This is a genomic window from Kitasatospora sp. NPDC056783, assembly GCF_042789895.1.
Taxonomy (GTDB): Bacteria; Actinomycetota; Actinomycetes; order Streptomycetales; family Streptomycetaceae; genus Kitasatospora.
Genome location: NZ_JBHUAF010000309.1, coordinates 1 through 10,312, shown reverse-complemented (window position 1 = coordinate 10,312; position 10,312 = coordinate 1). Strand labels below are relative to the sequence as shown.

The following is a 10,312-nucleotide window of genomic DNA, read 5'->3' as shown; positions in this document are numbered from 1 at the left end:
GCGGGGCGGGGGCGCCTCCGACGGCGGCGGGGCCCTTCCCGCGCCGCCCAGACCGTCCACACCTCCCATCCCACACCTCCCACACCCATCGCCTTCGGACGGAACAGCGCCGGAGGGTTCGAGGGGAGCAGCGATGTCCGAGAACAGCGCGGCCTCGGGACTCGGTCCGCGGCCTCTGATCAGCGTCGTGGTCCCGTGTTTCAACGAAGAGGAGGTCCTGCCCGCGACCTACGAGCGGCTGACCGCCGTGATGAGCCGTCTGGCCGGCTGCGACCACGAGTTGGTCCTCGTGGACGACGGCAGCACGGACCGTACCTGGGAGGTGCTGCGGGAGCTGGCCGCGGACGACCCCAGGGTCCACCTGGTGCGGTTCAGCCGGAACTTCGGCCATCAGTGCGGACTGCTGGCGGGCCTCCGCGAGGCGGCCGGCGACGCGGTGGTGATGATCGACGCGGATCTGCAGGACCCGCCCGAGGTCATCCCCGAACTGGTGGAGCGCTGGCGGCAGGGCTGGCCCGTGGTGTCCGCCCGGAGGACCCGTCGGCAGGGCGAGTCCTGGTCCAAGCGCGGGTCCGCCTACGTCTTCTACCGGGTCCTGGACGTGCTGGCCGACCAGCCGGTGGCCAGGGACACCGGTGACTTCCGGCTGCTGGACCGCTGTGTGGTCGACCTGGTCGCGACCCTTCCCGAGCGCAGGCTCTTCCTCCGCGGCCAGATCAGCTGGGCCGGCTTTCCCGAGACCACGGTGGAGTGCGTCCGCCGGCCTCGTCCTGCGGGAAGGTCCAAGTACGGCATCCGCCGTCAACTCGGCCTGGCGCACCAGGCGTTGATGAGCTGCTCCGACTTCCCGGCGCGGCTTCCGGTGCTGGCCGCGGCCGTGGTCCTGGGGGTGGCGGTCGCCGGACCCGTGACCGGCCGCAGGGCACCGCGGGGCGCCTGGGCGCTGGGCGTCCAACTGCTGTGCCTCGGTGTGCTGGCGGACTACGTGTTCCAGGAGTACGACCAGACGCGCGGCCGGCCCGCGTACCTGGTCCGTCAGAGTGTGCCGGGCCGGTCCGCGGCGCGGGCGGCGCGAACGGGAGCTCCCGCGAGGTCCACGTCCTCCCGCGTCGCCGCGGGACCGATGAACCCCGACGATCAGGCGGCGGCCTCGTGAGCGGCCCGTCGGCGGGCACGGCACCGGGGGACGGCCGGGCGCCGGCCCCGGCGCCCGGCGACGAGGTCCTGGTGATCGGCGGCGGGTTCACCGGCCTGGCCGCCGCCCATGAGCTCGCCCTGGCCGGGGTGGCCTGCCGGGTGCTGGAGCGCGAGCCGTACGTCGGCGGCCTGGCGGGGTCGTTCGAGGTCGGGGGAGCCCGGCTCGAACGCTTCTACCACCACTGGTTCTCCTCCGACCTGGAGATCCGGGGACTGTGCGCGGAACTCGGCTGCTCCCACCTGCTCCAGCCGCACCGGACCCGGACCGGCGTCTACTACGCGAACTCGGTGTACCGGTTGTCGAGCCCGTGGGACGTGCTGCGGTTCGCCCCCCTCCCGCTGCCCGACCGGGTCCGGCTGGGCTGGTCCGCGGTGCGCGCCCACCGGGTGAGGCACTGGCGGGACCTGGAGGACCTCACGGCCCGCGAGTGGCTGGTGGAGCTGAGCGGGCCGCAGGTCTACGAGACGGTCTGGCGTCCGCTGCTGGAGGGCAAGTTCGGCGAGTACGCGACCGAGGTCGGTGCCACCTGGATGTGGACCAAGCTCCACCTGCGCGGTGGCAGCCGGTCGCACAGCGGCCGCGAGGTCCTCTACTACCTGAGGGGTGGCTGCGCCGCCCTGCTGGACGCGTGGGTCGCGCGGCTCTCCGACCTGGGGGTCCGGATCTGTACGAGCACCCCGGTACGGCAGATGCTGACCGACGCCCACGGGGTGTGCGGGGTCCGCACCGAGAGCGGCGTCCTGCCCGCGCGGCGGGTGCTGGCCACCACGGCACCGGACCTCCTCGCCGGCTTCCTCGCCCCCGCCCCCGCCGGGCCGCCGCCCCATCCGGACGTGCCCGCCGTCCGCCGGCGACTGTCCGAGATCCCCTACCTGGCCAATCTGTGCCTGGTGCTGGAGACGGACCGGTCGCTGTCGGACACCTACTGGCTCAACGTCACCGACCCGTCGTTCCCCTACGTCGGCGTCATCGAGCACACCAACCTGGAGGACTCCGACGCCTATGCCGGGCGGCACCTGGTCTACCTGTCCGCCTACCTCCCGACCGGTGCCGAGCTGTACCGGATGGACGACGACGCGGTGTTCCACGCCAGCCTTCCGCACCTGCGCCGGATGTTCCCGAAGTTCGAGCGCGACTGGGTCCGGAGCCACCACGTCTGGCGGGCCGATCACGCCCAGCCGGTCATCACCCCGCGCTACGGCGACCGCATCCCGGCGATGGAGACCGACGTGCCGGGGCTCTACCTGGCCGGCATGGCCCAGGTCTACCCCCAGGACCGGGGCACCAACTACGCCGTGCGGCAGGGGCGGCACGTCGGGCGCCTGATCGCCGACCGGATCCGCACCGCCCCCCGTACCACCGCCCGTACCACCGCCCGCACCGCCGCCCGTACGGACCCGAGCACCGGCCCCCGCACCGGCCCCGAGGAGGGGACGCCATGAACTCCCTGATCAGCACCGAGGAATGCGAGCGCATGCCCATCGCGCGGGTGCACGAGCTCTACCGCCGTCATGTCAGCCGAGGGCAGGTGACGCTGCTCTCCGCCTTCGGATTCGGCCGCGACGTCGTGGACAGCGCCTCGGGCTGCTGGCTCACCCTGCGCGACGGGCGGCGAGTCCTGGACTTCACCGGCGGGATCGGCGTCCTGAACCACGGCCACAACCACCCCCGCATCCTGGCCGCCCGCCGACGCTTCCAGGAACTGCGGCGCATGGAGGTGCACAAGAACTACTTCTCCCCGTACGTCGCCGCACTCGGACACAACCTGGCTCAGCTGCTGCCCGCGGACCTCGATGTCAGCTACTTCCCCAACTCGGGTGCGGAGGCCGTCGAGGGCGCCCTCAAGATGGCCTACAAGTACCATCGCGGCCATCGCGGCACCGTCCTGCACACCGACATCGCCTTCCACGGCAAGCTGCTCGGCGCCGGAAGCCTGACCACCTCGCCGGAGGTGCACTTCACCTTCCCGCGGATTCCCGGCACGGACGGTTTCGCCTTCGGCGACCTCCGCTCCCTCGAACTGGCCCTGGAGCGGCACACCACGCCCGAGGGCGGGAGCGACGTCTACGCGGTGGTCCTGGAACCCTTCAGCGCCTCCAGCCTCCGCGAGTGCTCGGAGGAGTTCCTGCGCGAGGCGCGCCGGCTGTGCACCCGGCACGACATCGTCCTGATCTTCGACGAGGTCTACACCTCCTGGGGCCGGACCGGTTCGCTCTTTCACTTCATGCGCCACCCCGGCCTGGTCCCGGACGTGGTGACCACCTCCAAGTCCTTCGGCGGCGGCAAGGCGTCCATCTCCGGCTACGTGGCCCGGGAGCCCGTCTTCCGCAGGGCCTACGACTCGCTCCCCGACGCCACCCTGCACAGCACCACCTACTACGGGTTCGGGGAGGAGACGGTCACCGCGCTGGAGGCCGTGGCGATCGCGGTCGAGGACGACTACCCCGCCAGGGCCCGCCACCTCGGCGAGCGGCTGCACCGCGGCCTCACCGCCCTCGCCGCCCGACACCCGCACCTGATCGCGGAGGTGCGCGGCGCCGGCGCCCTCCAGGGCGTCGTCCTGCGTCACGGTCCGGCCGCCCTCGACCGCGCGCTGCGCCTGCTGCCGTCCTCCTTCGCGCGCGACCCGCAGGCCGGGGCCAAGCTGGCCACCGCCGCCGTGGTCGCCGCCCTCTACCGCGACCACGGTGTGCTCACCTACTACGGCTCCAACCACGACCTCCCGCTGATCGCCGCGCCTCCCCTGGTGGCCGAGGACTCCGACCTCGACGTCTTCCTGGACGCCCTGGACGCGGCCCTGGCCAAGGGAATGCCCCGTCTCCTGGCGGGCCTGGTCAGGGAGAAGGTCACCGCATGAGGGATCATCCTCGGATGAACCCCCCGGCGGCCCGTCCCGCCGCACCCGCCGAAGGGTCGCGCACCGCCCGGGAGCGCCGTCGCCTGCGGGCCTGGGAACGGCGCGTACGCTCCGCCGGGCTTCCGCCGCTCTGGGCCGGACGCTGCACGGCCCTGTCCGAACCGTCCCGCCGGGCCGCCGCGGTCCGCCACACGGCCGCCACCCTGGCCGCGCTCCCGACGCCGTACCGCCTGGTGTTCGCCCTGCTGATGCGGGTGTTCCCGGTCGCCGTCGTCCTCGCGGACCCGACGGGCCCGTTTCGGGGCACCTCGGACCGGGCCCGTCCGCAACGGGTCGTCGACCGGCTGTCCACGGTGCCCGGCTGCGCCGAACTGCTCCGGGTGAGCCTCGCGCTGGCCCTGCACGGCGCTCTGGACGGCGCGGTGGACGGCGCGGTGGACGGACCCTCCACCGCGCCACGGCAGGAGCTCCGATGACCGGGGCCGTCCGCACCGTCCGCTGCGACGCCCTGGTGATCGGCTCGGGAGCCGGAGGCAGCGCCGCGGCCCTGGAGCTCGCCGGCGCGGGCCGGGAGGTCCGCGTCCTGGAGGAGGGCCCCCTCGTCCCGCAGACGCGGATCAGCCGGGCGTCCCCGGCGGAGAACCTGCGCCTGCTCTACCGCCAGGGCGGTCTGGTGCCCATCCACGGCGCGCCCACCATCCCCTTCGGCGAGGGCCGTTGCGTCGGGGGCACCACTGTGGTCAACGGAGGGCTGCTCTGGCGTCCCCCCGACCACCTGCTGGAGTGCTGGGCGTCCGCCGGCGTCGACGGCTTCCGGGCCCACCACCTCGCCCCCCACCTGGCCGAGGCGGAGCGGCGCCTCGGTGTCATCGACCAGCCGCCCGGCCAGGGCAACCACGACTCGGTGCTGCTCGCCGGGGCGGCCGACCGGCTCGGCTGGAGCTGGGCACCGGCCCGCCGGGCGGTCCGAGGCTGCCGGCACGCCAACCGGTGCGTCACCGGCTGCCCCACCGGGGCCAAGCAGAGCATGCTGGTGAGCTACCTGCCCGCCGCCGAACGGCTCGGCGCGGTCGTCGAGCCCGACACCCGGGTCGTCCGGCTCGAACACGACGGCACCCGGGTCACGGCCGTGCACGCCGTGCGCGACGGCCTGAGAGTGCGCTACCTCCCGCGGACGGTGTTCCTGGCGGCGGGTCCGATCGGCAGCGCGCTGCTGCTGCGGCGCAGCGCCATCGGTGGACGCGGCCCGGGCCGGGCCATCGCGTTCCACGTCAACTTCCGTACGGTGGCGCGGTTCGATGAGCCGGTCCGCGCCACCGAGGGCACCATCTTCACCGCGCAACTGCAGGAGTTCGCCGACCGGGGGGTGCGGGTGATGCCCGCGAACCTCACGCCGGGGTCGCTCGCCGCGGCGCTGGCCGCCCACCCCGCCGGGACCGTCGACCGGATGCTGGCCCAGCTGGACCGGATCGCGGTCTACACCACCCAGGTGAGCGTCCGGGGCACCGCACGGCTGCTGGCGGTACCCGGCCTCGGCGCGGTCCTGCGGCACCGCCTGACCGGGAGCGACCGGGACCTCCTGCGCTCCGCCTTCCGGCACACCGCCGAACTCCTCCTGGAGGCGGGCGCGGTCGAACTGCTGCCGCCCGCGCCCGCCCGCCTGACCACCGCCGCGCAGGCGGCCGACTTCGCGCTGCACGGCCGGCCCGAGAGCTGGGACCTGATCTCCGTCCACGCCATGGCGTCCTGCCGGATGGGCCCACCCGCCCTGGGCGGAGTGTGCGACGCCCAGGGCCGCCCGCACGGCTTCACGAACCTGCGACTGTGCGACGCGAGCGTCCTGCCGGGCGCCACGGGTGTCAGCCCGCAGGAGACCATCATGGGCTTCTCCCACCTGATGACGGCCCGGTACCTGGAGCGGTCCGCCGGCCGTCGGCCCGGTGGTGGCCGGGCGACCGCGCCCGGACCGGGCACGGGCGACGCGCGGGGCCGGGGGCCGTCCTGGTGAGGCCCGGCGCCGGCGCGACGCGCCGCACCTGACGACGGCGGGTCCGCTGGTGTCCGCCGCGGTGGCGCGGAGCCGTCCGGCGGTCACCGCGGGTGTCCGGGGCCCCCGGGGACGCGGACGGCCAGCAGGGCCATGTCGTCGTGGCCGTCGCTGGGGTGGTGGTCGGCGAGGAAGTGGACGAGGTCCTCCAGCGGGAGGCCGGCGCGGGGCGCGGCGAGGTCCGCGAGGACGGCCAGGCCCTCGTCGATGGCCTGGCGGGGGTGCTCGACGAGGCCGTCGGTGAACAGCAGCACGGTGGAGCCGGCCGGCAGCGTCCGGGTGTGGTCGGGGCGGTGCAGGCCGGGGTCGACTCCGAGCGGGACGCCCGGTTCTCCGTGCAGGTACTCGGCGCGGCCGTCGGGGTGCAGGAGCAGGGGCGGCGGGTGGCCGGCCGTGCTCCAGCGGAGGGTCCAGCCTTCGGCGTCGGGTTCGACCCTGGCCAGGCACGCGGTGGTGACCGGCAGGTCGGTGATGGCGTGCACGGTGTGGTCGAGCTGGGTGAGCACCGCGCTGGGAGGCGTCCTGCGGTCGTACAGGAGGGCGCGGAGCATGTTGCGGGCCTGGGCCATGGCGGCGGCCGCCTTCAGGTCGTGTCCGACCACGTCGCCGATGACGGCCGCGCAGGACCGGTCAGGCAGGAGGACGGCGTCGTACCAGTCGCCGCCGACGCCGGCCGGTGCGGCGGCGGTGCGGTAGACCGCCGCCGCTGTGAACGGCGAGAGGTCCGGCAGCGTGGGGAGCAGCAGTCGCTGGAACTGTTCGGCGCTGTCGCGGACGGCGCCGAACAGGCGCGCGTTCTCGATGGCGATCCCGGCGGCGCCGGCCAGGGCGCGGACGATGTCCTCGTCGGCCTGGTCGAAGGGCCTGCCGTCGCGCCGCTCGGAGAGGTAGAGGTCGCCGTAGATCTCGCCGTGGACGGTGACCGCCACGCCGAGCAGGGTGTGCATGAGCGGGTGGCCGGGCGGGAAGCCGATCGAGGCGGGGTGGACGGAGATCTCGTTCACCCGGAGCGGCTCCGGATGGTGGATCAGGTGGCCGAGGACGCCGTGCCCCCGTGGGAAGTCCGTCCCGGCGAGGGCCGCGCGTTCCTTCTCGGAGAGACCCGCGGTGATGAACCGCTCCAGCCGGTCGCCGCGGGGGGCGAGGACACCGAGCGCACCGTAGCGGGCTCCCACCAGGTCCATGGCGGCGGTGACCATCCGGTGCAGCACGGTCGGCAGGTCCAGCCCGCCACCGATCGCCAGCACCGCCGACAGCAGCCCCTGGAGCCTGTCCTTCGCTCCCGCCAGAGCGCTCAGCCGCGCGGCGATGTCCTCCGGCCGGCCGTCCGGAAGCGGCTCGTGATTCGGTGGTGTGCCCTGGTCCGGCGGCGGTGTCCGGTCTTCTTCCGGGCTCACGGCATCGGCTCGTTCATCGCCGCCAACGGTACGCAGGTGCGTTCGGACCGACCGGGAGCACACGCACGACGCCGGTCGGGAATCGGTTCCGACCTGCCCCGTCACATCCGCCCGCGCGTCCTCGCCGCGCCCTTCGCCGCGCCCTTCGCCGCGTTCTTCGCCGGACAGGGCGCGTTCTTCGCCCCGGTCATGGAGGTGCGCGTCGACCGATCGGCACTCCGGCGGCCGAACCCGTCCGAGAGAAGGGCGAACTCGGCCGCCGGGCCGGGCGTCACCGTCCGAGCGGGTTGTTGGGCTGGGTCTTCTGGTTGTAGATCTCCTTGCCGTCCGCGTCGAAGGCGTGGACGTAGGGGTCCGGGCCGAAGGAGTTCGCGGTGGAGACGGCGGCGGCGTAGACGAACGCGCCGCCCGCCATGACGGCCGGGTACTGCGTCGGGTCGTCGCCGTAGCTGATGGTGACCTTGGCGACGTCCGACGTGTAGTGCCCGGCACCCAGCGAGAGGGACTGCCCGGCACCGGCCCGCGCGCTGAAGCCGTCGAAGAACTCGATCAGGTGGCCGGCGCCCCACAGGCGGTCGTTGATGAACGTCGCGGGGGAGGACGTGCTGGTGCCCTTGTCGCCCTTGGACTCGCACTGCACGTACTGGCCGGCGGAGTCGACGGCGACGACCACGCCGTCGGTGTCCGCCGAGGCGACGGGAGTACGGACCGCGATCACCGGGTGGTACTTCGAGGACTCGGAGCCCAGGCAGGAGGCCAGGATCTTCGTGACGGTCCCGGCGTCGATCGGGGTCGTCGCCGTGCTGATGACGGTGGAAGGGGCCGAGGGGAGGGGGGAAGCCGGCGCGGGGGGGATGTCCGCGGTGGCTGCTCCCTGTTGTGGTCCCGGTGAGAGCCGTGGCTCCGGTGAGCGCAGTACGGACGGGAGGGCCAGGCCCAGGGCTGCCGCGGCGCAGGCCGCGGTCGCGCCCAGGACACGCCGGCGGTGGCGGCGCCGGTCGGCGCGTCTGCGGATCTCCACGGCGGGCAGCGCCGGTGCGGGCATCTGTGTGCCGAGCAGCCGCAGCCGGTCGCCGAGGGTGTCGTCGATGGGGTCAGACACGGAGCTTTCCTTCCTCGCTGGTCGCGGTTCGGTCGGTGAGTCTGGCCGCGAGCGCGGTCCGGCCGCGGGCGAGGCGGCTCTTGACGGCGCTGAGGCTGGCGCCGGTCTCGGCCGCGACCTGCTCGACGGAGAGGTCGCACATGTGGTGCAGGACCAGGGCGCTCCGCTGTGCCTCGGGCAGGTCGCGGAGCGCGGTGACCAGCATCAGGTGCTCCTCGGTGGGCGGCTCGACGACGGGTGGTTCTTGGCGGTGGTGCCGCCCGGCCAGGTACAGGCCCCGGGCGAGACGCCGCCAGCGGGAGTGGGCCAGCCGCCGGGCCGTGGTCCGGATCCATGCCTCCGGGGCCTCGCCCGGGTCGAAGGTGCGCCTTCGGTCCCACGCGCGGATGAAGGCCTCCTGGACCACGTCCTGCGCCTCGGACCAGTTGCCGGTCAGCGCGTAGAGCTGCCCGGTCAGGCGGGAGAAGGACGCCGCGTAGAACGCGTCGAACTCCTGTGGCGTCATCAAGGGCCTTTCTTCTGGGGCTGTCCGTCGGTTCGGGGCACGGGCGATGTGCGAGGAGGTGCTCCTCGGCCGCGGCGGTGGAGCCGTGCTTCCTGGGCGGAGCCTCCCGCCCTGTACGCACGGGAGCCGTCCCGGGGTTGCACCGACGACCTATGACGTGGATCACGTGTGCGGGGTGCGACCTGCCGGGCGTCAGGAGGCGTACAGGGGTGCCGGCGTCAACCGGACGCCCGCAGGAAAGGACACGGATTCATGCGCATCCGCCCGATCATGCTCATCGCCGCCACCGCCACCGCCGCGGCCATCGCGACGGCGGGGGGAATGGCCACCGCCGCGACCGGCACCCCCACGTCCACCCCCGCCCCCACGGCCCAGGGCAAGCCCGCCGGCGCGCCCGCCGCCACGGCCCCCGGCGCCGGCTCGGCCGACGCCTCGGTGGTCTCCGGCAGCGGCTCGTCCGTCACCCGCGGGCCCGTCACCCCGGCCGCTTCCACCGTCACCAGCACGGCGACGACCCCGATCGACGCCGGGACCGTCACGAAGATCCTGGCCTCCTGCCTGGGCTCCGAGGCCTCGAAGTACCACGCGGTGATCGGGGTCCGCGCTCCCGTCGCCTCGGCGGACACCGACGGCGTGGTCGTCGCCGTCGACTCCGCCGGCCAGTACGTGCAGTGCGAGTCCAAGGGCCACAAGGGCACCAGCATGTCCGTCCCCGCGACGTTCATCAACGACCGTCTGTGGGGCGCCGGCCACCTGATCGAGTTCTTCGACAGCTTCAGCACGCGGGTGGGTGCCGGGCAGTCCCTCTCGCTGGGCGCCGGGCACTACACGTCCGACGTCGCCAAGGTGACCATCAGCTACGGCGACAACCCGACGCAGTACCCGGCCGTCATGGCGGGCGGCGCGTTCGTCTACGCCGCCGCCATCTCCACCGACGCCGCCGCGAACTCCTTCGGCCCGGCCCCCTACGTCCACGCCTTCGACGCGGACGGCAAGGAGATCTACAACCAGAAGACCCAGCCCAACGTCAAGGGCACCGCCAAGTAGGCGTCACCTCACGCGTTCTGTGGTGGGGTGGTCATCCCCGTGGTGACGAGGGGTCACGCGGGGGATGACCGGCCGGGGCCGCCGGGTCGGCCGGCGCCCCGTCCATGACCGGAAACGCGGAAGTGCCTTCCGGCCGGGACGACGAGGACTCTCCAAGGT

9 protein-coding genes are annotated in these 10,312 nt (G+C 73.8%); 6 read left to right on the top strand and 3 right to left on the bottom strand.

Translation table 11 applies throughout. The features are described from left to right. Positions 1-133: 133 nt before the first annotated feature. From ACFRMQ_RS31195 to ACFRMQ_RS31175, 5 genes are read left to right on the top strand one after another with little or no spacing between them, the layout of a single operon-like run. Positions 134-1,156 carry a glycosyltransferase family 2 protein gene (locus ACFRMQ_RS31195; protein ID WP_380734064.1) on the top strand — a complete coding sequence of 341 codons (1,023 nt, stop codon included), beginning with the start codon at positions 134-136 and terminating at the stop codon, positions 1,154-1,156. Continuing rightward, on the top strand, positions 1,153-2,640 hold the full coding sequence (locus ACFRMQ_RS31190; RefSeq protein ID WP_380734063.1) for an NAD(P)/FAD-dependent oxidoreductase: 1,488 nt from the start codon (positions 1,153-1,155) through the stop codon (positions 2,638-2,640). Before ACFRMQ_RS31195 ends, ACFRMQ_RS31190 begins: the two co-directional genes overlap by 4 nt. Next, on the top strand, positions 2,637-4,055 hold the full coding sequence (locus tag ACFRMQ_RS31185; RefSeq protein ID WP_380734062.1) for an aspartate aminotransferase family protein: 1,419 nt from the start codon (positions 2,637-2,639) through the stop codon (positions 4,053-4,055). The genes ACFRMQ_RS31190 and ACFRMQ_RS31185 overlap by 4 nt, the downstream gene beginning before the upstream one ends. Before the next feature lie 14 nt (positions 4,056-4,069). Then, a complete protein-coding gene (locus tag ACFRMQ_RS31180; RefSeq protein ID WP_380734061.1) occupies positions 4,070-4,531 on the top strand; it encodes a hypothetical protein in 462 nt (153 codons plus the stop codon). After that, positions 4,528-6,063: a GMC family oxidoreductase N-terminal domain-containing protein gene (locus ACFRMQ_RS31175; protein ID WP_380734060.1), complete on the top strand. Its 1,536-nt coding sequence runs from the start codon at positions 4,528-4,530 to the stop codon at positions 6,061-6,063. The genes ACFRMQ_RS31180 and ACFRMQ_RS31175 overlap by 4 nt, the downstream gene beginning before the upstream one ends. Positions 6,064-6,146: 83 nt before the next feature. Here the strand turns inward: ACFRMQ_RS31175 and ACFRMQ_RS31170 are convergent, their stop codons facing one another. The 3 genes from ACFRMQ_RS31170 to ACFRMQ_RS31160 form a co-directional block, all read right to left on the bottom strand. Continuing rightward, entirely contained in the window at positions 6,147-7,499 is a 1,353-nt protein-coding gene (locus ACFRMQ_RS31170) for a PP2C family protein-serine/threonine phosphatase (RefSeq protein WP_380734059.1), read from the bottom strand. A 271-nt stretch (positions 7,500-7,770) separates the two neighbouring features. Next, positions 7,771-8,601 (bottom strand): hypothetical protein, encoded by an 831-nt coding sequence (locus ACFRMQ_RS31165; protein ID WP_380734058.1) that lies wholly within the window; start codon positions 8,599-8,601, stop codon positions 7,771-7,773. Beyond that, entirely contained in the window at positions 8,594-9,106 is a 513-nt protein-coding gene (locus ACFRMQ_RS31160) for a SigE family RNA polymerase sigma factor (RefSeq protein ID WP_380734057.1), read from the bottom strand. Before ACFRMQ_RS31160 ends, ACFRMQ_RS31165 begins: the two co-directional genes overlap by 8 nt. Positions 9,107-9,358: 252 nt before the next feature. Between ACFRMQ_RS31160 and ACFRMQ_RS31155 the strand changes: the two genes are divergently transcribed. Then, positions 9,359-10,153, top strand: a complete 795-nt coding sequence (locus ACFRMQ_RS31155) for a hypothetical protein (RefSeq protein WP_380734056.1) — start codon at positions 9,359-9,361, stop codon at positions 10,151-10,153. Positions 10,154-10,312: the final 159 nt, after the last annotated feature.

Excerpts from the sequence above, each read along its gene's own strand:
- ACFRMQ_RS31185 (WP_380734062.1), top strand. The coding sequence starts at position 2,637 with ATGAACTCCCTGATCAGCACCGAGGAATGCGAGCGCATGCCCATCGCG.
- ACFRMQ_RS31180 (WP_380734061.1), top strand. The coding sequence starts at position 4,070 with ATGAACCCCCCGGCGGCCCGTCCCGCCGCACCCGCCGAAGGGTCGCGC.
- ACFRMQ_RS31160 (WP_380734057.1), bottom strand. The coding sequence starts at position 9,106 with ATGACGCCACAGGAGTTCGACGCGTTCTACGCGGCGTCCTTCTCCCGC.
- ACFRMQ_RS31155 (WP_380734056.1), top strand. The coding sequence starts at position 9,359 with ATGCGCATCCGCCCGATCATGCTCATCGCCGCCACCGCCACCGCCGCG.
- ACFRMQ_RS31195 (WP_380734064.1), top strand. The coding sequence starts at position 134 with ATGTCCGAGAACAGCGCGGCCTCGGGACTCGGTCCGCGGCCTCTGATC.
- ACFRMQ_RS31175 (WP_380734060.1), top strand. The coding sequence starts at position 4,528 with ATGACCGGGGCCGTCCGCACCGTCCGCTGCGACGCCCTGGTGATCGGC.